General features: G+C 59.3%; 13 protein-coding genes. 4 read left to right on the top strand and 9 right to left on the bottom strand.

Annotation, left to right across the window (positions count from 1 at the left end; translation table 11 throughout):
• Positions 1-99 (bottom strand): potassium-transporting ATPase subunit F, encoded by a 99-nt coding sequence (locus HNO80_RS15975; RefSeq protein ID WP_175323837.1) that lies wholly within the window; start codon positions 97-99, stop codon positions 1-3.
• A gap of 439 nt (positions 100-538) precedes the next feature.
• On the opposite strand from HNO80_RS15975, the gene HNO80_RS15970 reads away from it, so the two are divergent.
• On the top strand, positions 539-2,515 hold the full coding sequence (locus tag HNO80_RS15970; RefSeq protein ID WP_175323836.1) for an APC family permease: 1,977 nt from the start codon (positions 539-541) through the stop codon (positions 2,513-2,515).
• Between the two features lie 738 nt (positions 2,516-3,253).
• Here HNO80_RS15970 and HNO80_RS15965 read toward each other — a convergent pair.
• Both HNO80_RS15965 and HNO80_RS15960 read right to left on the bottom strand, forming a co-directional pair.
• The gene (locus tag HNO80_RS15965; RefSeq protein ID WP_175323835.1) at positions 3,254-3,541 is read right to left on the bottom strand and encodes a hypothetical protein; all 288 of its coding nucleotides are present in this window, start codon (positions 3,539-3,541) and stop codon (positions 3,254-3,256) included.
• Between the two features lie 101 nt (positions 3,542-3,642).
• Positions 3,643-4,317: a hypothetical protein gene (locus HNO80_RS15960; RefSeq protein WP_175323834.1), complete on the bottom strand. Its 675-nt coding sequence runs from the start codon at positions 4,315-4,317 to the stop codon at positions 3,643-3,645.
• Positions 4,318-4,930: 613 nt separating this feature from the next.
• Here HNO80_RS15960 and HNO80_RS15955 point away from each other — a divergent pair.
• The 3 genes from HNO80_RS15955 to HNO80_RS15945 all read left to right on the top strand — a co-directional run bounded on the left by HNO80_RS15955 (position 4,931) and on the right by HNO80_RS15945 (position 8,938).
• Positions 4,931-5,527 (top strand): recombinase family protein, encoded by a 597-nt coding sequence (locus HNO80_RS15955; RefSeq protein WP_175323833.1) that lies wholly within the window; start codon positions 4,931-4,933, stop codon positions 5,525-5,527.
• A gap of 490 nt (positions 5,528-6,017) precedes the next feature.
• On the top strand, positions 6,018-6,926 hold the full coding sequence (dprA, locus tag HNO80_RS15950) for a DNA-processing protein DprA (protein WP_175323832.1): 909 nt from the start codon (positions 6,018-6,020) through the stop codon (positions 6,924-6,926).
• Positions 6,927-7,585: 659 nt separating this feature from the next.
• Complete coding sequence (locus tag HNO80_RS15945) at positions 7,586-8,938, top strand: ParB/RepB/Spo0J family partition protein (protein WP_175323831.1); 1,353 nt, start codon at positions 7,586-7,588, stop codon at positions 8,936-8,938.
• 445 nt (positions 8,939-9,383) lie between these two features.
• Here HNO80_RS15945 and HNO80_RS15940 read toward each other — a convergent pair whose 3' ends face one another.
• The 6 genes from HNO80_RS15940 to HNO80_RS15915 are packed head-to-tail and all read right to left on the bottom strand — an operon-like array spanning position 9,384 to position 20,171.
• Entirely contained in the window at positions 9,384-11,027 is a 1,644-nt protein-coding gene (locus HNO80_RS15940) for a UvrD-helicase domain-containing protein (protein WP_175323830.1), read from the bottom strand.
• Positions 11,024-12,649, bottom strand: coding sequence for an ATP-dependent nuclease (locus tag HNO80_RS15935; protein ID WP_175323829.1), 1,626 nt, complete (start codon positions 12,647-12,649; stop codon positions 11,024-11,026). Before HNO80_RS15935 ends, HNO80_RS15940 begins: the two co-directional genes overlap by 4 nt.
• Positions 12,650-12,652: 3 nt before the next feature.
• A complete protein-coding gene (locus HNO80_RS15930; RefSeq protein WP_175323828.1) occupies positions 12,653-13,378 on the bottom strand; it encodes a M48 family metallopeptidase in 726 nt (241 codons plus the stop codon).
• On the bottom strand, positions 13,365-16,463 hold the full coding sequence (locus HNO80_RS15925) for a type I restriction endonuclease subunit R (protein WP_175323827.1): 3,099 nt from the start codon (positions 16,461-16,463) through the stop codon (positions 13,365-13,367). The genes HNO80_RS15930 and HNO80_RS15925 overlap by 14 nt, the downstream gene beginning before the upstream one ends.
• A 37-nt stretch (positions 16,464-16,500) precedes the next feature.
• Complete coding sequence (locus HNO80_RS15920) at positions 16,501-17,739, bottom strand: restriction endonuclease subunit S (RefSeq protein WP_175323826.1); 1,239 nt, start codon at positions 17,737-17,739, stop codon at positions 16,501-16,503.
• Complete coding sequence (locus HNO80_RS15915) at positions 17,736-20,171, bottom strand: type I restriction-modification system subunit M (protein ID WP_349627377.1); 2,436 nt, start codon at positions 20,169-20,171, stop codon at positions 17,736-17,738. Before HNO80_RS15915 ends, HNO80_RS15920 begins: the two co-directional genes overlap by 4 nt.
• Positions 20,172-20,495: the final 324 nt, after the last annotated feature.

Here is a 20,495-nt window from a genome sequence, read left to right as displayed (position 1 = left end):
TCACCACTTCTCAGGCCGGACCAGGGCCGCAAGCAGGTAGCCGGAAAGGCTCAGCCCCGCCAGAAGCAGAATCAGCCACATCACAGCATCGGCGCTCACTGGTTGCCCTCCGCCCGGTCATCGGCGGCGCCGACCATCCAGGCCAGGCGGTGGCCTATCCACATCACGAAACCCATGGAGACCATGAGGATTCCGATAACAGCCACATCGGCCATTGCATGTTCCTTTCATTCGATCCCCGTTTGCGGGGACAACCCCAGTCAACCCCCGGGAACCAGCGGAATCGTCTGTCCTAACGAATTCTTAACGCGGCCGGGTCGAATCCTGACACCTTCTTAACGCCAACCCGGCGCCCTCTCGGTTTAGGCGGCAAGAATCCACCGGAACGCGCCCGACGAGGCTCTCAGTGATGCCTCCCTGCGCGTTAAGGGAGCGTTAAGGATTCGTCAAGATTGGGGCGTCCCCGGGTCTTGGCGCTAATGATGGTGCTACGGTTTTCCAGCGAACGCGGTGCCGGGCTGCGCGCGGAGAGGCCCACTTGACGACAATGAGCAGACCGCCGGCAGACCCGTCGGCACTCCGGCCCGGGCGGGGAGATGCGTTCAAGAGCTGGTTGCTGTTCGGCCTTCAGGACCCTAAGGGCTTCCATCAAGGCCCGGGAGGCCTGACATCTCCAGGGGAGAAGAAGCACCCGTGGTGGCAGGTCATGTGCCTGACCGGCGTCGACTATTTCTCCACCCTCGGATACCAGCCGGCGATTGCCGCCCTGGCCGCTGGTGTGATCTCGCCGCTCGCGACTCTAGTGCTAATCGCCATCACTTTGTTGGGCGCCTTGCCCGTCTACCGGCGGGTGGCAGGAGAAAGCCACCGGGGTGAAGGCTCCATTGCGATGCTCGAGCGGCTCATGCCCCGCTGGGGCGGAAAGCTGTTCGTCCTGGTCCTGCTGGGTTTCGCCGCTACAGACTTCATGATCACCATGACGCTCTCAGCAGCGGACGCCACGGCCCACCTGATCCAGAACCCGATAGCCCCTGGCTGGCTGCAGGGACAGAACGTGTTGATCACGCTCTTCCTCCTGGCGCTGCTGGGTGCTGTTTTCCTCCGCGGTTTCAAGGAGGCCATTGGCGTCGCCGTCGTCCTCGTCGCCGTGTATCTGGGTTTGAACCTGGTGATCTTGACAGTGTCGGTCTTCGAGGTCTTCACGCACCCCGTTGCCGTGGACGACTGGTGGCAGGCAATCTCCACCTCGCACGGTAACCCGCTGCTGGCCGTCGGCTTTGCCTTGATCGTCTTCCCCAAACTTGCTCTGGGTCTGTCCGGGTTCGAGACGGGTGTGGCCGTCATGCCTCAGATCCGGGGACACGCGGGCGATACCGAGGACAACCCGGCCGGCCGCATAGCGGGCACCCGCAAGCTGCTGACGACGGCGGCACTGATCATGAGCAGCTTCCTGATGGTCAGCAGCTTCACCACCGTGGTGCTGATCCCAGAGCAGGAATTCCAGCCTGGTGGCCAGGCGAATGGGCGCGCCCTGGCGTTCCTCGCCCACGAATACCTGGGCGTGGGATTCGGGACCGTCTATGACATCAGCACCATCGCAATTCTCTGGTTCGCCGGCGCCTCCGCGATGGCGGGGCTGCTGAACCTGGTGCCCCGTTATCTGCCCCGCTTCGGGATGGCCCCGGGATGGGCCCGGGCCGTGCGGCCGCTGGTGCTGGTGTTCACCCTGGTCGGGTTCCTGATCACCTGGCTGTTCGACGCCGACGTCGATGCCCAGGGCGGTGCCTATGCCACCGGCGTGCTGGTACTGATGACCTCGGCGGCGGTGGCCGTGACGCTCTCCGCCCGCCGCAAGCGCCAACGCAAACGCACCGTCGGATTCGGCATCATCGCCGTCGTGTTCATCTACACCACCGTCCTCAACATCATCGAACGCCCCGAAGGCATCCGGATAGCGTCGGTCTTCATCCTGGGCATCATCGTGATCTCCCTGCTGTCGCGGGTCCGCCGCTCGTTTGAACTGCACGCCACCCACGTCCGTCTGGACCGGCAGGCCTTGGAATTCATGTCCTCCAACCTGGGCGGCCCCATCGCCCTCATCGCCCACGAACCCCTGCGGCTAAGTGCCGGGGCCTACCGGGACAAGCTGACCTCCGCCATCGAGGTCAGCCACCTGCCCCTGGACCACCAGGCAATTTTCCTGGAAGTTGTCGTGGACGACTCCTCCGACTTTGAAACGGAGCTCGTCGTCCGCGGGATCACCCGGCACGGCTACCGGATCTTGGAAGTCCACGGTCCCGTGGTCCCGAACACGATCGCCTCCGTCCTGCTCCACATCCGCGATGTGACGGGCCTGATGCCGCACGTCTACTTCCGCTGGACCGAAGGCAACCCGGTCGCCAACCTGCTCCGCTTCCTGGCGTTTGGCGAAGGGGAAATCGCGCCGGTGACCCGGGAAGTACTCCGCGAAGCCGAACCCGACGTGACCAAGCGCCCTTGGGTCCACGTCGGCTAACCGTGCCTGCCATGGGCACGAGACCAATCAGATCTCCCGACCTGCAGGCCAATTCCAGCCACCGGGACATCTCCCACAACAGCCACCAGTCGCTACTTCGTTGCACGAATGAGGGAAACCACGAGCCAGATCACCAGCGCCGTCATGGACACGAAAAACAGCACAGCGCCCGCGTCTTCGCCGCTCATTACACACTCCGATCCAACTAAGGCGAGAACCGCTGTTTCGCGGCCTCCCCGTGCTTAACACCAAACATCCGCAACCGGAACGCCGGGACTGTTCTGCTACTTGCTTGAAGACCGGAACATCCCGCACTGACACACAGCGAACGAACCATCCAACTGGGCCGAACTTGGGCGCAGGGTTCCAATTGGTCAATTACGGCGAAGTCCATCCAGCCGGACAGAGCACATCTTGCTTAGGGACGCAGCCAACTCTGTCCTTGTCATTCAAACGGCTGTTTTTCGCCGTAGTCGGATAGTGTTGCGAGGCAGCTCCGAAAAGACTCGGCCGGCTAAGCGGCAACGCATTTTCGGCCCATGGCGAAAAGGAAAATGTGCCGGGCGCAGGAAAAACATCTGCGGTCTACTGCAGTTAGCCTCTAGTCCGTTTCCGGACCCAGGCAGTAGTGGCAGTCTGAGTCGCACAGTATCGCTACTGCTTCGGGATGAATCGGTGGGGGTTCGGTCCCCTTTGCCGGGACTGGCGGTCGGCCCGGGTTACCTCTTGCTGCAAGCGTCATGCTTGTACTTCGGAAAGATGAAATCCGTCGTCGATATGCAGCAACTGACGGTAGCCGTTCTTCCGGAGAATCCACACGATTGTTCCGTCATCTGTTCTATCCTCCACCACGCCTTCATAGAGAATGTGCCCGTCTCTACTTACCGAGACCACGTCGTTGAGGCTCATTTCCGGCCAGTGAATCCTGCTTGCCCGTGGCCAGCGCTCTGCGTTCTTTATTGCGTCCTTCAAGATGGCCTGATAGCTGGATGAAGCTGGCAGGGCTGGGCCTGTTGCTGCATCCACTTCTGATTTCGACTCAGGCGGGCCTGGCCAGGTCGCGCAGGTAGGCCGCTGCTCGTGTTTCCCCGCGGCTGTCTGGTGCAGAGGCGCAGGGGTCTGTGGGTTCATTGCGTTCGCCCGGCCCTTGCGGTGGTGACGGGGATGCGCGTATCCGGGGGAGGCAGCTTTCTGCCCTTGGGAGGAATTTCGACGTAACAGATGAATCCGGCAAACCGTGGCAGGTACCGGTGTCCGAGGTGCCTTACCGGCCGGTATCTGTGGCCGAAAGGATCCTGAACTACGACACTGTCCAGCCGGACCAGATCCGAGAGCTGGCGGTTTAGGTCGCCCAGGCTTCCCGGGTGGGTTTCAGTGTCGTCCAGGACTACGGTCCACGGTCCGGGTGTCGGGCCGGTCCTGTCTTCGAGTTCCAGCACCTCGAACAGCCCGGCGAGGAGTTCGGTCCTGTCCGTGGGGTAGAAGCGCAGTAACGGGTGCTCTTGCACACGGATCCGCTGGGCCTCACGCCATGCCTGGCGCAGCCAGTGGAACTCGACCGGACCAAATGAGCGCCCAAGACGCAGATCGCGGTTCGCGTCCAGGGTCAGGCGGAAGTTGTTGCCTTCCCGGTCTATGATGCACCGTGCCTCGTCGACGTACTCGAACGCCTGGATCAGGTCCTGTTCGGAACGATGAAAGGAAAAATTTCCGCTGTCATCGACAACGATGAAGTCCCTGAAAGCGGCTGTGGCTGTCGGGTGCCCAGGTCCTGCCTGCTCTCGCGCTGGGATCGTACTCAAATATGTGTCAGCTCCTGCCCGGTGAACGTCCCTGGTCCAAGGCAGCTGCCATGTCCCTTGCATCCATGGGACACCCAAAAACCCCCCAACCTGGCTGTCTTAACAGATCCCATACGCCGAGGGCACCAAAATTAACACTTCCTTCACACAGGCACGCCGACAGCGGCAGCCAGATCACCGGAGAGACCCCAAAGGCATTGCTCGTCCCGGGGCCGCGGCCCTAATGATTCATCTGATGAAATATGCAGAGAACAAGTTGACGCCATCACATCGGCAAGGCTTTCCGGCCAATACTGTTCTGTGACAGCCTCCCGCAGCGTCGCGGCCCTATACCCGCACTTCGTCGGACTGACCTCGGCTTCCGGATTGACCGATTTTGACACGGCAGCGCTCAAGGACGCCCAACTCCGAAACACTACACAAGAAATGTGCCTCGAAACCCATGAGATACGAGGCGTCTCGTCCAGAGGAAAGCAACGCGTCCGTAGGGTACTAGTTCCTGTGCAATCACATGGCTTTCCCAGCGCCAGTCCATTCTCATAACTATGTCTCGAAACCCTCTGCTCGAATTGGCATACTAATCATTAGTTATGAGACACATTCGGAGGCAGGCATGTCGAAACTTATTGGCTATGCACGCGTTTCGACACGGCAGCAGTCCACGGACCGGCAGCGAGCAGATCTCTTGGCCGCCGGCGTTCGACCCGATGACCTGTACACCGACCATGGAGTCTCCGGGGCGCGTGCGTCGCGACCACACTTCGACCAAGCACTGGACGCGCTCATGGAAGGTGACTCCCTCGTCGTCACGACTTTGGACCGGCTCGGCCGATCCACCCAAAACATGCTCGCCTTCGCCGATGAACTCCGCGGCAGGGGTGCGGGTTTGCGTGTGCTGAACCTGGGCGGAGGCGACGTCGACACCGCAACGCCGATGGGTTCAATGTTCTTCACGATCATGGCCGCTCTCGCGCAGATGGAACATGAGATCAAGCGCGAACGCGTCACGGATTCCATCGAAAAGCGAAGAGAGGCGGGCCTGGGTCTTGGTGGCCGGCCCCGCCGGGTCACTGATAGCCAGATTCGAACTGCTGTCCGATTGGTACAAGGTGGAGAGCCCGCGGCGCAGGTTGCCAGGGACCTGGGAATGTCCCGAGCAACCTTCTACAGGCGGTCACGAGCCCTTGCCAGCCAGCAGGCTGCCATTTAGCACCACAAAAGTCGGCCATATAACGCCATCGTTGACACCCGACTCCGTTGCGGGAGTGGGAGCGGTGATGTCGTGAAAAGCAGTGTCCTTTTCAAAACGCTGGTGTCTTTCCCCAGCCCGATTGAGAGCGCCCGGCGAACTTCGACGGTGCACAGCGCTGGGCGCTGTGTAACGGTCCTCGCTTCGCTCGGGCTGTAGAAGCATTTTTCTTGTTTTGGCTGCTGTCCCAAGGGATTGTACGTACCCGCTCCGTCCCGTCCAGCCCCTCCGTGAACTCCGGGGCCTGCGTGCCAGGAATTTCCCTCCGGCGCTCCTGCGTCGCTGATTCCCTCCGGGAATTTCCCGGCCCTTGCCCAAGGGTAGACGGGCCTCCGTCGGGCACAGCTCCGCAAGCTTCGCCAGCAGCCAAAACAACCGGGGGAGAGGGGAAGCTGGCCGGTCACCAAAGCCGCCCCACCCACCGGATCCTCAGCAAAGGATGAGAGAAACCATGAACGATCGCATTGCACGCGCAGCCCTGACCCGACTCTTCGAACCCGGCGACCGTGTCGGTCGGGCCATCGTGGGCAGGCTCGGCGCGTACGCCGCGTTGAGACTTGCCACCGGCGCGCAGCCCGTACACGCCCTTCCGGAGGCCACGGGCGAAGAACTGTCAGAAGCGTTGAGTCGGTGGGCTCCACGGGTTCCGGAGGTCGACCCGGAGAAGGACCTGGCCACCATCGAACGCCTGGGCGGAGGGTTCCTCATCCCCGGAGATGAACACTGGCCTGAAGGCTTGGACGATCTGCCCGACGCCCCGTACGGGCTTTGGTACCGGGGCAACATCGACAACGGCATCCCCGCGCCGTCGAAGTGTGTGGCCCTTACCGGTTCCCGGGACTCCACCAGTTACGGGGCCTCCGTTACAGGCGATATGGCATACGGGTTGGCCCAACGTGGAATCTGCGTGATCTCCGGGCTTGCCTACGGCATCGATGCGCACGCGCACCGGGCCGCGTTGGCCGGAAGCCAGGGAGAAGGACCGGCGACCCTCGCGGTACTGGCCGGAGGCCTTGACCGTGACTGCCCCTCCGGTAACGCTGACCTCGCCGCCGCGATCCGCGGCAACGGCCTGACGCTCTCAGAGCTCCCGCCCGGTTCCGCCCCGACCCGGCACCGATTCCTGCAGAGAAACCGCATCATCGCCGCCCTCGCAGGGGTGACCTGTGTCGTGGAAGCCCGCTGGCGCTCAGGGGCGCTGAACACCGCCCACCACGCCGAAACCATTGCCCGGCATGTCGCGGCCGTCCCCGGGAGCGTGCACAGCGCCAACTCGGCAGGATGCCACCGGCTACTGAAAGAAGGCGCGGCGGTGCTGGTTTCCGATGCTGCCGAGCTGGCCGAACTGCTCGCCGGCTAATCCTTTCAGGTGGCCGTCCCGTTGCCGGGGCGGTCACCGCTGGCGGTCCGCCGTCGTGGCCGGCTTGGGCGGTGGGTTGGCGGCGGCGGACCGCCATTTTCGCACGCGCAGTGCCGGGGACCGGGGGTGTGCGGCCGCCGATGCCAAGGACGTAGTAATAAGACCCGGGGTGCTGATGGAAGGGTTCGCAGGGCTCACCCAGGAAAGGGCGTCCGCTGGCGCGGCCGGCTGTGGGGCCAGTGCCGGCTCCGCAGGGCTCCGCCGCCCCTGGCCCTGTTCTGTCTACGACGTTTTGGCTGCTGTCCTGTCGGATTGTACGTGTCCGCTCCGGCCCGTCTAGCCCCTCCTTCGTCGGGGCCTGCGGCTCAGGAAATGTCCCTGCGGCGCTCCTTCGTCGCTGATTTCCTCCGGGAATTTCCCGCCCCTTGCCCAAGGGTAGACAGGCCTCCGTCGGCCACAGCTCCGCAAGCTTCGCCAGCAGCCAAAACAACGGGGGGAGAGGGGACGCTGGCCGGTCACCTAAGCCGCCCCGTCACGGTCCGCGCCAGCACCCGATTCCAGCCGCTTGACAGACATAGAAGCGTCGGGGGGAGAGGGGACGCTGGCCGGTCACCTAGGCCGACCCACCCACCGGAATCCTCTGCAAAAGGAGCAACACCATGAACACCACACCCACCCTCGAAATGCTCGACCCGACCGCCCTGACCGTTGACATCAACGTCCGCAAAGACGCCGCCCTGACCGCCGATTTCATTGCCAGCATCAAAGAGCACGGCGTGATGGAACCCGTGATCGCCCACCGCAAGGACGACGGCGTGGTGCACGTCCTGATGGGACAGCGCCGCACCCGCGCGGCCGTGGAAGCCGGACGCGCCAGCATCCCGGTGATGATCATCGAGTCCCCCGAGGAAGCCGAACGGATCGTGACCCAGGTCGTGGAGAACATCCAGCGCGCCGAACTGACCGAAGCGGACGAGGCCGACGCCTACCACCAGCTGTCCCTGATCGGCGTGTCCGCTGCCGCGATCGCCAAGAAGACCGGGCGCACCAAGACCACCGTGGAAGGGGCTTTGAAGGCCAAGTCCTCGAGCGCCGGGTCCGCCGCCCTGGGCAAGGGATACAGCATCGATGAAGCGCTCATCATGGCCGACTTCGAAGGGGACCAGGACGCGACAGAGGAATTGGAGTCCGTGATCGCGGACGAACCCGATCAGCTCCTGCACGTCGCGCAGATGCTCCGGGACCGCCGCGACCGCGCCGCCGCCCTCGCCGCCCTCATCGCCGAGCTCGAGGCGGAGGGCAAGACCATCGTGGAGGACGCCGGGCACTACGCGAACGAAAAGAACCTGTACGTCTCGGCCGCGAAGCGGGCCGACGGGGAACCGGCCACCGAGGAGGACGCCAACGCCTACCTGATCAGCACCGACTACCGGGGCCAGCACAACGCCAAGCCTGTCATCACCGGCTGGCAGGACCTGGGCTTCACCCCGAAGTACGAACGCTACGACGGCGGCACGCAGGCCCAGAAAGGCCCGATGACCGAGGAACAGAAAGCCGAACGGAAGACCCTGATAGCCAATAACCGCGAGATGGAGAGTTCAACCAAGGTCAGGCGAGAGTTCGTGAAGACCCTGCTGTCGCGCAAGACCGCGCCGAAGGGCTGGCAGTACTTCACCGTCCACGCCATCACCCACGACCCCGAAACCGCCAGCGGCTACGACGGCAAGGTTGCCACCGAGATGATCGGTGCCAAGACGGGGGAGGATACGGACCGGTGGGGATGGAACCCGTTGCGGGACCACACCGCCAAAACCACCGCCCGGCCCGAGTTCTCCGTCATCGCCCTGATCTGCGCAGGGTATGAAAAGACCATCCAGAAAGACTCATGGCGGAGCGCCGAGAAGCGGCACTTCCACTACCTGAACCAGCTCACCACCTGGGGATACACGGCAAGCACCGTGGAACAGATCATCCTCGACAAGCACGCCGCCGAAGACACCGCCACCGATTAGGCGCGAAGCGTCCGGATGGCAGGGACACCAACCTGCCATCCGGCGCAACCGGCCAGCCACCCACCACACGCACCGTCCGGAACCTGGAAATGGTGGGCGGTCCGCCGCACGGGGCAGCATACGCTTCACCCACCGGCGGCGGACCGCCATTACGCAGCAGGCACCGGCTTGCCCGGCTGCCGCGGATCCGCCTCACCGCGCCCCCGGCAACGTGGCCCGGGCAGTGAACAGCGCTAGACTCAAACCCATACACATTTCCTTTTGCAGAGGGAAAACAGAAGGGGCCGGCTCCTAGGAGCCGGCCCCTTACCTCGTTAACAATCCTCGTGCGGGCAGCAGGTCTTTCCTTGAAACTCACCGCCACCATCCGCCCCATCGAAACCCGCACCCTCCAGGCCGAGGCCGGGGACTAGAAACGCGACGACGTCGGCTGCGGCGCGTCGGCCTACGCTGAGACTTCGGTGTGGAGAATGTGCGCTTTCAGCTCAGCCTTCGACATGGCGCAAGATTCCGCAATCGATTCCCACCATTGACTCTGGCGGGTTGGGTAAGGCCTTCCTGCTTTGGAAATGAGCTGATTGGCGCGGGACACAATAATTCCGTGGCGGGCTCGCGACAGCATGACGAGCAGGACACGCTCCTCCTCTGCTTTCTCGGATGGCGTTTTTGCCTGGCCGCTGGGAATGTGAAAGTCCTCAAGCCCGGGAATGAAAACCCAGTCGAACTGTTGCCCTTTGCCAGTGTGTGCATTGAGAAGGTGGACGCCGGACTGAATCGGAGCATGTGGGTCTCTGACTTGCAGATTTGAGACGATCGATCGCAGGGTTTCCATGTCCTCACAGGATTCCTCCAGATCGTCCATGGCATCCCTAATCATTCCCAGCGTGTCTGGATCATGCGGATCTACCAGATTCTCCGCTGCGACGCGGACCCCCTCCAGCGGCGTATCGGTTGGAAGTGAACCGACCGCGCGCTGGAGGAGTTCGACGATTCGGGGATCCTCGAGAGCAAGATCCCACCTAAGGAAGTCAACGCCCGTAGTTGACAGGAAGTGTGCATCAATGGGTTTTCGCCGCCACCCTCCGCGGACGATTACCCCGATGGTGGCTTCGGGGTCTCGTTTCATGATGGCGCTTGAAGCAGCGTGGACGTAGGCCGCTTCACCTGTGCCGGTATCGAAGGTGAGGGCTGCAGCAGCACCGCCGTCGCGCCATGCTGCTGGATTGGCTGCAGTGAGATTTGCCGCCCCCAAAATTGAAGACGCAACATTTAGAACGTTTAGCACGGCAGGGGAAGATCTGTACGACGTAGACATCTGCAGGGGCTCACCGCAAAGTTCTCTTAGGTGGTTTTCTACCTGTGTCGGTTGCGCGCCAGCCCAGCTGTAGATGCCCTGGAGCGGATCGCCCACGAAGATCCGGCGACTATCGCAGCTGTTCAAGGCGATTTCGAGTTGTTGGACTGAGAGGTCCTGAAACTCGTCCACGAGCACTGCCCCATAATGCTGCTTATACAGGTTGGAAAGCACTGGGTTTTGAAGGAGTCGCTGTGCATGTCGAAGCAGGTCGTCGTAATGGATCTGACCTGCATCGATTCGTCCTGCCTCGACCCTCTGAGCCAACTGGTCTCCTGCTTGAACGAGTAGCTGCATCACCTCCTCATCCGATATGGCCGCTCGCTTGCTGTTTGATAGGAGGGCATTCGCCACCTTCGGATCGTCTCCGTCCCGCGCATGTTCGGCAAGCGCAACGGGCAAGGTTCGTTTGGTCGGCATGTCAAACGACGTTGGAATACCGAGGGTAGTTCCATGGGATCTGACAATCTCTGCAGCGTGCCCGTGGAAGTTCCTAACGGTCACGTACTTTCGGAATTGATCGCGACCCATCTTGGCGCTGATGCGGTCGCTGAGGTTCTGCTTTGCACGATTGGAGAAGGTCAATGCCAGGATCTTTTGGTGCGGAAGTATCTCACTCACCAGGGATTCAGCCCGAGCCGCCAAATGCTCGGTCTTTCCACAGCCCGGAGGGGCAATAACTAGAACATTCGAGCTGGAAGCTGAGACTTGCTGCTGATCGTCCGCACCCGTCATTCGGATGTCAGCCTCTTCAGCTCGTCCAATAGTGCAGTGACGCTCGTTATCTTGCGGGCCGTCGTGCGCGTCAAGGCGTTTGCTACGGCCGTCGCAGTCAGCACCTTGTCCTTGCGTGAGTAGGCTGCCAAGGTCTCCGCCGTGAGATCCTCCAGCGACTCCACGTTGCCGGACATAAGCAGCGCCTGTTCTTGGGCGATATTGGCGTCAATAAGAACTTGCGCTAGGCCTGGGCCACCGAAAGCAGCTGCGTATTCGTCTTCCAGGTCCTCTTTAGAGACCCAGACATGGCGCCCCAGTACGTTCTTGGGGCGACCACCAAATGCACCAAGCCATGGGTTTTTCTCTTTGTCGTCCACGAGCCCGAGGATGTGTGCGCCGAATCCTTCTTTGCCGAGGACCTTGTAGACGTGAGCGAACTTGTCCGCCCCATCAAGTTCGAACACTACGGCGCCTAAGCGATCAAGGCTTATATCTAGAGCGCTGGCGGCTCCTTCGACAATGATGCGGTCAGCCACGCCCTCAACGACAATGACGAAGCGAGCAGTGAGCGCTTCGAGGAGACGGGGCGACCACCAGTGAGAACGGACTTTTTCTACTGCCGACAGCTTATGTTTGGCGACTTGATGGGCCTTACTGTCCCTTCCAATGGCTACAACCTGAGATGGTTCGAATCGCTGCACGATGTAGGGCGAGTGCGTGACGAGAATTTTCTGGTTGTGACCGCTCGTGAACAAGTCGGCGATTGTTCGTTGACTTGAAGGATGTAGATGAAGCTCCGGTTCATCTACAGCAACCATGTTGGAACTCCCCTCGGAGAGGTCGAAAAGTGTCATCGACATCAACTGGCGCAGGCCGTCGGATTGTTCCGTGATCGGGACAGTCCTGCCGCCACGGTTGACGAACATGGATACGTTCTCAAGGACGGACGATTCAGGGTCGGCAGTAGAACGAACAACTAGGTCCTCCGTCTGCACGTTGTGGGGCATGGCTTTAGACATGTGGCCCGCAATTTGTTTTCTCAAGTCCGAGAGGACTTTGCTTCCACCAAGTTCAGTGTTGAAGTCGTCCATCAGTGATCCTAAAGACAACTTCTCTACACCCAGATCCAGGCCGTCCAGCAAGATCCGCAGGGCACTGTTCGGGCCCACCATTTGGGATGGGCCGGATCCTCGAGTTGCGGGCAGGTAGCGCCATCCAATGGCTGCCATTTGCTGGCGTGAAAGCCGGGCGCTTTCATCGCCTCTGTCGGGGAATGACCGAGTGGCGACGATACTTTCGGTGTCATCTACGTCAGGGCTGACATCCAACCGAATACGGAGTGATTCGGAGTCGTCGGACGCGTCAACAGCAATTTCCCGATGAAACAATCCACGCTCTGGATCCGTGAAGCCGCACAGGGTCACGGTGACTACGAGGGGGAGATCGGGATCTCGCAGGTCAACTGGCGAAAGATGCTGGTAGAGCTGGCCGGTTGAGGATCCGAGGACGAGATGAAGCAACCGGAGGATGGAGGACTTACCTACATCGTTAGCGCCGACGATCACCAGGTGTTCCCGGATTTGTATGTCCAAATCAGCTATTCGAGCATGATTGGTTATCTCCAGACGACTCAATTTCACGAACTATTTCCCCCAAATTTCATTGCGTAGTGGTGCGGTGTTTAATTCATCGCGGCGGGCTCGCCAGTCCGGTAGAAACGTGTCCATGAGCTCGGTGAAGTGATCGTTGTGATTACGTTCCAACAGATGAGTCATCTCGTGCACGACGATGTACTCCAGGCAGTTGGGGTGCTTCTTACCAAGCTCCAGATTCAACCAAATGTGGGCTGACTCGCGGTTGCAGCTGCCCCACTTGGTCTTCATACGGCGTACGGTGCATTTCGCCACGCTGCGTCCCACAATTGGCTGCCACTTCGCTATGAGTTCAGCGATCTCGTGTTTGAGCGCCGTGCGGTACCACTCATCCATAGCTTCACGACGCTTGCCCGCAGTGCTGTCTTTCGGAGCGTGTACCGTTAGCCGCTTGCCCGCGACATCAAACCGAATCCGCCCAGGTTCGTTGATGACCTTGAGTCGGTATCGCTTACCCCACACGTAGTGGGATTCTCCTGTCACCATTTCGCGTTCGGTCTGGCGAACGGCGTTGCGAAGCTGCTCACGTTGTTTCTTGATCCACGGCAGTCGTTGCACGACGGCAAGTCTGATCGTCTCGTCGTCAAGTCGTTCTGGAGCCGCTACGCGCACGCGACCGAGGGGAGGGTAGACGGCGATGTGTAAATTCTTGATGTTCTTGTAGATAACATCCACATCGATCCCGGAGACGGTGAGATAAGCGCTAGCGGTACTCATTTCGGGCCCTTATCAAATCGAACAGTTCATCGAAGCGGTCGAAACCGGCCGGTAGGACGCGACGAATTGCTCGTGCGACTTCTCTTTCCTTGATCGTGTTGCCGACCCAGCCGTGCGGCTTGCTGGTCATGATGGCGGTGTCGACCTGGATGGGCGTCGCAGGATCTGCCCAGCCGAAGTCGACGATAGCCCGTTGCGCACCGTTTGATGCCCACGCAGGGTAGACGGTATCTGATTCCTTAGAGCCGACCTTCTGGGCGTGGGCGATCAGCTGCTCTAGGTACTCTTTGTAGTCAATAGCGCCTTGTCGTCGTTGCTCAATGATCGCGTCAAGCAGGCTGGACATGGTCTCGTAGTACTTTGGGTTCATCGCGTTCTCGTCGATGATGACTTTGCGGATGTTGTTGGCAATGGTTTCGGCGACAGCTTCAGGATCCTTCTTGATCCCGGCAGGAAGCTTGTCGATCGCAGCGGCCCCTTGTTCAACGATGAGGTCAACGAGCCCGACGTTTTGGAAGTCGGCGACGACCTCGGAGGCATCAGCCCGGATGTAAGTATCAAGCAGGAAGCGCATGCCAGCTTCGTACTGTTTAAAGTCGACGTTTTCGCCGGCACCAAGCTTGACCTCGTCACGGACCGCGACGTAGTGGGTGACTTCCATGGCGATAGCGGCTGTTTCTGTCTCGCTGTAACCGGCCTCGGCCATGTCATTGGCGATGGCGCCGTACGTCCGGACCAAAGCGGCAACGGACTTGTAGAGCTCGACGCGCTTGGCTTCGTTGTTCTTAATCTGCTGGCCGTTGCCCTGTTCCCTCGCGCAGAAGAAATGCTGGTATTGCAGTGTTCCCTGGGGTGGTTCGACCGGCTCGCACAGCGCGCGGATGCGTTCGAGGGCATCGCCCAGGTCTTCACGGGCCTGTTGGATGCGGTCTTTGAGCAGACCGTCGATGTCGGACTTCGCGTAGCCGTCGAGCGCTCCCGACGTGTAGTCAGTAATGGCGTTTTCCAGGGAGTTGAAGAGATCCTGGTAATCGACGATGTAGCCGTAGTCCTTGTCGTCACCGTCGAGCCGATTGACACGGCAGATGGCCTGGAAGAGTCCGTGGTCCCGCATCTTCTTGTCGATGTACAGGTAGGTCGCCGATGGCGCGTCGAATCCGGTCAGCAGCTTATCGACAACGATCAGTAGACGCATCTGGCCCGGCTCGTTGATGAAGCGGTCTTTGACTTCCTTTTCGAACTGCTCGATCTTCGTGACCGCTTGATCAGCCGGTTCATCGAAGTGATCGGCAAGCATCTGCCGATAGATGTCGTATTGGCGCAGTTTTTCCGTTGCACCGTGGCCTGAATCCTCTTTGGAGATATCGCTAGCCTGAGGGATGTAGCTCGTGACGATGGCGCACTTGCCCTTGAATCCGGCCTGGCAGAACATCTCGTAGAACTTGCATGCCTGGTAGATGCTGGACCCAACGAGCATGGCATTGCCCTGGTTATCCATAAGACGCGGCTTCGTCTCCATGTCGAGCAGGATGTCGTTGACGATCTGCTTCGATCGGGGCTCGGAGCTGACGACCTTTTGCATCGTGCCCCAGCGCTTCTTGAGCTCAGCCTTGGAAAGATCCGTCATGCCCTTGGTCTTGGCATCGAACCACTGGTCGATTTTGGAGGAGGAGATAAGGTCTTGATCGATGTTGCGCGCCTCGTAACGAAGGTCGAGCACCACGCCGTCTTCGACCGCTTGATTGAACTTATAGGTGTGGATGAAACTGCCGAAGGTCTCGATGCTGGTGGCCTTGTCGGCTTTGAGGAGCGGGGTGCCAGTGAAACCGATGAACATTGCCCCGGGAAGCAACTGCTTCATGGCCTTGTGCATTTTTCCGGACTGGGTGCGGTGCGCTTCGTCGACGAAGACGAACAGATTGCCCTTGGCGGAGAAGCCGGCGGGGATCTTGGAGTTGAGCTCAGCGATAAAGTCGCCATCGGCGTCGTTTTGGGCTTGGTCGTCATCGCCGCCGCGGAATTTGTGCACGAGCGAACACATCAGCCACGGATCATTGCTGTTCAGGGAACCCATAAGATCGGCGCCGCTCTTCGTGCGGTAGATTTCCTCATTGACACCGCTAAAGACTCGCTTGATCTGATCATCCAGCTCGGTACGGTCCGTGATGATGAGGACACGGGCCTGGCTGTCGCCGCGTGTCTGGTGCTCACGGATCCACTTGGCGAGCCACACCATGGTGAGCGATTTACCGGACCCTTGGGTGTGCCAAATAATGCCACCTTCACGCTTCGCGATGCGCTCCTGGGCGGCCTTGACGCCGAAAAACTGGTTGTGGCGACAAGTCTTCTTCGTACCACCGTCAAACACCATGAAGTCATGGATGATTTCTAAGAAGCGGCTCTTTGAACACATCTGCACGAGCGCGCGATCGAGCGGCTCCTGGATGTCAGACGGTTCTTTCCATTCCAGCCAATACTTCTCAGCCGTATCAATGAGGCCGTAGCGCAGGCCCTCGACGTCATTGCCGGCCATGACCAGCTGCACCGTAGTGAAGAAAGGACGAATGAAGTCCTTTTTTTGGTTGCCAATGTTCTGCCGGATACCCTCAGAAACCGCCACTTTTGAGCGCTTAAGTTCGATGACACCAAGCGCCAGGCCGTTAACGTAGAGAACGACATCCGGCCGCTTGCCGTGCTCGCCCTTGATCGATACTTCCTCAGCAACAGAGAAGCGGTTGGCCTCGGGGTTGTGCCAGTCCACCAGCCAGACGGTCTCGGTTTGTTCGCCAATACCCGGCTTGACCTTTACGCCGTAGCGAAGCAGATTATAGGCCTCGTGGTTGGCTTCGTAAAGACTGCGGCCGCCGCCCAGAGACGCCGTCTTCTTGAGCTGTTCAACAGCTTTGTTGATCAGATTGGCATCGTAGCCACGGTCCTGCAGGTTTTGTTCAAGCAAGCTGAGCTCTAAGTGTGAGTTGTTTTCGCGGTACCCCCAATTGCCTAGGTACTCGTAGTCGAGCTCATGCTGAAACAGATCAATGACGCGGTCCTGTGTCTTACGTTCCACCTGTCCAACAGTGCTCATGATTCATTTCCCCCAAAAATACGTCTGAGACCCTTCCTCATGATGTGGCCTTCAGAGGCTGCAATCGCGTGCGACCAGTCAGTAGTTCTTGCATCATGCCTTGCTTGATTGACATCGCTTTAGTCAGGCGGTCCTGTGTTGCATAGATGTCAGTGTCTGCGTCAGCGAGAGCGGAAGCAATCGCAACTTGTTCTTCACGAGGAGGTAGGTGGATAATCAACTTCTCAATGTCACGCATCCCGATATTTCCTTGAGATGATGTATTCGTGAGCAGCGCGATTTGATTTGCAGCGGAAGCGCTTTTGAGCTGGTAGTAGACAAAACGCGCAAAATTTTCGTGCCCAATACGAATCATGGCAATTGGCGACCAAATATTGAATTCAATATCAGACTCGACGATAGCAACTTTCCCGACAGATGCAGCCTTCCCAAGAAGGATGTCACCGCGTCGTGGAGCACATTTCTTTGAAAACTCGACGTGATCGGACTTTGACACATACCGGATATCGGAGAGATCGAGCCTTCCGTCAACTAAGTTGTTCACTGAAAGGAACGGAACTCCAGCCGATAAGAATTTTGGTGTCAGGTGTGGTCCGTCCGTAATTGGTGTTTGGACTAACTCCTTCAGCGGCTTGCGAATCCACTCGCCGGCAAACCCCGGCAGGCGAGTCTTGCCACTCAGGAGCTGCTGCATCATCCCCTGCTTGATTGCCTGTTTCTTAGCAACTAAGCGCTCCAATGAGGCGATCAGGGAATCGACATCAGTCAGAACTTGCCCAATTGCTTTCTGTTCTGACGGGGGCGGAGCCAACGTGGTGAACTCAGCCATCTCGACACGATTCATTTTGGGGATGCCACTACGAGCAGAGACACTTACGGCAAAGTCCGTGAACGGCTGCGAGAGGATTAGATTCAATACGAACGTGCCGTCGACTCCGGGCTTAGGCCGTAGTGGATACATGTCGGCACTGCAAAGACCCGTGAAGTCGCTCAGCACTGCCTTTTGCAGGTACGGACGGATCTTGCTGTAGATGACGTCGCCCGGTTCAACGAGGTACTTGCCGCTGATGGCACCTTGCCTAGACGCCGATTCCTTCGCGAGAAGCCGTCCCGTGCCAGATTCAACATGATCCGGCGCTACCAGCACCATTGAACGATATGGCACCTGCAGGGGACTGACCTGACCATTGCGTATGGACACAAGGTCCATCAACCCAACAGAATTCCAACCATCCGGTCCAGCGGACGATTTAGCTTCGCCTGTCGTTAAGCTCATTTGACCCCCATGTCAGCGAGATGACGAGAAACTTTGGTGCTAAGTGTCTCCAGCTCAGACTCCAGATCGCTTACTGTTTCGTCGTACCGTTCACCGAGCTGTTTGATCCGCCCAACTAGATTGTGGGTCAGCTCCGTGATTTCACTGGTAATTCTGTGCGTAATCGAAGCCTGCCATTTGTCGTCGAGTACGAGCTCCTTCACATCCTCCTCAGTGAGCTTGCCATATTGGGCGAGGACATCGCTGTTCAGCTTGGACTCCGCGTCCTTGGCGAGTTTCTTGGCACCTGACTCACCGTTGTAGATCTTGATCAGATGTTCGAGGGCTTTGATCTCGTCCGTGTCCCCATGTTCCCGTTTGCATTCTTTAAGTCGGGCAGTGGCCAGGGCCTTGCTGATCTTGCCATCGTCCATGGCATCGGCGAGCAGCCCCTCTTCGCCGGCGTGTTCCTCGGTGTACTCCTCAATTTGGCGCGCTACGTCGTCCACTACGGCAGCCAGTTGGTCAAGGTAGGCCTGCTCCTTGGCGAAGTAACGGTTCACAATCAAAGCGGGCGGGATCAAGTCCATCTTGTACTTGATAGCCGACCGGCCTGCACCAACCACGAGATCCGGGGTCTCGGATATCTTGCGGTCCTTATCTTCGATTGTCTTGCGTGGCTTGGCCGCGTGGAGCCAGCCCTCGTGCATGACCAGGAAGACGTCATCATGCATCGTGCCATGCCAGTACGTCATGAGTTGCTCATAAACGTTGTATTCGTCAAGCAGTGCCGTGTCCTTGAATCGCGCGAGAAGGTCGTCGCCCAGCTCGGCAACTAGGTCGTTGGGCTTCGTGTCCTCGTCGATCGATTCCAGGGCAGCACGATGAGCGGTGTACCAGGCAGCAAGCTCAGCGCGGGCTTTGTCGGAGAACCTGGCGAATTCCTCCGAATCCAGGATGGCCTGCTGTACGTCTGAGATGTCGACGGTCAGTTCGCTGTATCCCTCGCGTCCTGCCCTCTTGAACAACTGCTGCCGCAGCGTCGGGAACGCGTCCCAGCTGGCGCTCAGAGCGTCAATGTCGCGACTAGGGATGCCGCCATGTATGTGCGCATAGAGATCCTGGATGTCTTCGGGCTCCGACGAATCGATGTAGCGCGGGATGTTGAGGTTGAAGTCATTGGCGTCACTACTAATCTCAGATAGCGGCACCATGCGCGAATAGCGCTCGACTTCCTGCTGCTTGACGAAGACATCCACGATCTTGTGCATGTCCTGGGAACGGATGCGGTTTTTATTGCCGTCTTTTAGGAAGCCCTTGGAGGCGTCGATCATGAAGACCCCTGTACGGCTCTGGGCGTTTTCCTTATCGAGCACGATGATGCAGGCCGGAATACCGGTGCCATAGAAGAGGTTGGCGGGCAGTCCGATGATGCCCTTGATGAAGCCGCGTTTGAGGAGCTGCTTGCGGATGCTAGCTTCAGCGTTGCCGCGAAACAGGACGCCGTGCGGAAGGATGACAGCAGCTTTGCCCGTGCTCTTCATCGACTTGAGAACGTGGAGAAGGAACGCGTAGTCGCCGTTCTTTTCAGGTGGTGCGCCGTATTCAAAGCGCCCGAAGTCGTTCTCCAAACCGTTGCTCCAGGATTTGATGGAGAACGGTGGGTTGGCCACAATGAAGTCGAAAGTATCCAGGCCGTCGCCTTTGGTGAACTGCGGGCTGGTAATCGTATCGCCCTTGCGGATGTCTGCGATCTCATTGCCGTGCAGGATCATGTTCATCTTGGACAGTGCCCAGGTGGCGTTGTCCTTCTCCTGGCCATAGATGGTCAGCCCGTTGCGTGATTGGGCTGCCACCTTGAGCAGCAAGGAACCAGAACCGCAGGTGGGGTCGTAGACCGTGGCTGAGCGGGGCGTATCCGGTGTCACGCTTATCAGCTTCGCGATCACTCGTGAGACCTCGGCCGGGGTATAGAACTGTCCCTTTGACTTTCCTGACTCGGTAGCGAAGTGACGCATGAGGTATTCGTAGGCATCGCCAAGAAGGTCGTCGCCCTCAGCATGGGAGCCACGGAAGTCGAGTTCCTGGAAGATAGTGACGAGCTTGGAGAGTCGGTCCTGCATCTCCTTGCCCTTGCCGAGCTTTTCCTCGTCATTGAAGTCAGCGAGATCGATGACCTTTTGCAAGTCGTTGGCTTCGGCAAGTTTTGCGATGATCTTGTTGACCTTGTCGCCGATCTCCTTGTCGCCCTTGAGCGCGATCATGTCGTCGAAGGAACCGCCGAGAGGGACCTGGATCAGCGAATTCGGATCGGTCTTGGCTTTATCCGAGACGTACTTCACGAACAGCATCGTCAGGATGTAGTCCTTGTACTGACTGGCGTCCATGCCACCGCGCAGCTCATCACAGCTCTTCCAAAGCGAGCTGTAAAGATCTGATTTCTTGAGCGCCACGGCCCGTACCCCTTGCGTTTGTTCCCGATTCAAATGAACTTGTGATGCGGCAGTCTCCAGCCACATACGGTAGCCATTTATTGTTGGTTTCAATCTACCCGGCGACCGAGACGGTGAGCGGCACCATCTCGGTCAGCACCGACTCAGAGGACCCGTGAGCGCGTTGCCGCTCGTTGTCGTCGTTCCTGTGCAGGGAGAGCGTCGAAGTCTCGCTACCTGCTCCCGAGGGATGCTCATAAACGACCCTTTGTGCCTGTGTCGAGATGGAAGACCGGGAGCCCTCCAAAATGTCATTTTCCACACTCGTCTGCACGACGGTCCCTC

The organism is Arthrobacter sp. C9C5 (genome assembly GCF_013359735.1).
Taxonomy (GTDB): domain Bacteria; phylum Actinomycetota; class Actinomycetes; order Actinomycetales; family Micrococcaceae; genus Arthrobacter.
The sequence above is the reverse complement of the archived record's forward strand: the minus strand, read 5'-3'. Positions and strand labels throughout refer to the sequence as shown.

Coding starts and splice junctions, on each gene's coding strand:
- HNO80_RS15955 (WP_175323833.1), top strand. CDS start 4,931: ATGTCGAAACTTATTGGCTATGCACGCGTTTCGACACGGCAGCAGTCC.
- HNO80_RS15940 (WP_175323830.1), bottom strand. CDS start 11,027: ATGACGGGTGCGGACGATCAGCAGCAAGTCTCAGCTTCCAGCTCGAAT.
- HNO80_RS15930 (WP_175323828.1), bottom strand. CDS start 13,378: ATGAGTACCGCTAGCGCTTATCTCACCGTCTCCGGGATCGATGTGGAT.
- HNO80_RS15945 (WP_175323831.1), top strand. CDS start 7,586: ATGAACACCACACCCACCCTCGAAATGCTCGACCCGACCGCCCTGACC.
- HNO80_RS15920 (WP_175323826.1), bottom strand. CDS start 17,739: ATGAGCTTAACGACAGGCGAAGCTAAATCGTCCGCTGGACCGGATGGT.
- dprA (WP_175323832.1), top strand. CDS start 6,018: ATGAACGATCGCATTGCACGCGCAGCCCTGACCCGACTCTTCGAACCC.
- HNO80_RS15925 (WP_175323827.1), bottom strand. CDS start 16,463: ATGAGCACTGTTGGACAGGTGGAACGTAAGACACAGGACCGCGTCATT.